This window comes from Neisseria sp. P0021.S005, assembly GCF_051956955.1.
In genome coordinates, this window is the sequence record NZ_JBQCWY010000845.1 from 1 (window position 1) to 679 (window position 679).

Below are 679 nucleotides of genomic sequence, written 5' to 3' on the forward strand. Positions count from 1 at the left end.
TCGTTGACTTTAGTTGCATTGGTTGCAGTCGTACTGCCCGCACCGATTGCCACAGAGTTGCCTTGAGTGGCTTTCGCACCCATACCGAATGCGGCAGAGGCAACACCTAGAGCGTGTGTACCCGTACCGAAGGCGGTAGACAATTCGGCTGTTGCCAGTGATTTAGCACCAATGGCAACCGCCGCTTCGCCTGAGGTCGCCAGGTCATAAGAGCCTGGACCGGTTGCCATTACATCGCCGGTATAGTCGTGATAAACCTCTTTAACCGTTTTACCCGTACCTTCTACAGTTTTCGCTGCAACGGTATCCCAGTCGTCTGAACCGATGGCGATAGAAGAATCGCCTTTTGCGAATACATTGTTACCGATGGCAGTAGATTGATCACCCCATGCATTGGCGTATGCACCGATAGCAACAGTTTGATTGGTATCTTGATTGGATGCGGACATTGCCGGATTGGTTGCAGAAGCGTAATAGCCGATAACGACAGAGCGTGAATTATTGGATTTCGCTTCTTCACCGATAACAACCGCACTGGATTTCAGGGCTGTTGCATTATTACCGATAGTAACTGCTGCAGCTTGAGCAGCTTTGCTGTTTGTACCGATAGCAATGGAATTGGTATCGTCCGCGTTGGCGTTGTTACCCAAAGCTATGGCATTGGCTTCGCGGGTATGGC

1 pseudogene is annotated in these 679 nt (G+C 50.5%); it reads right to left on the reverse strand.

Annotation, left to right across the window (positions count from 1 at the left end):
* Positions 1-679: pseudogene (locus tag ACTHUE_RS19735) on the reverse strand (YadA-like family protein); the annotation flags it as partial.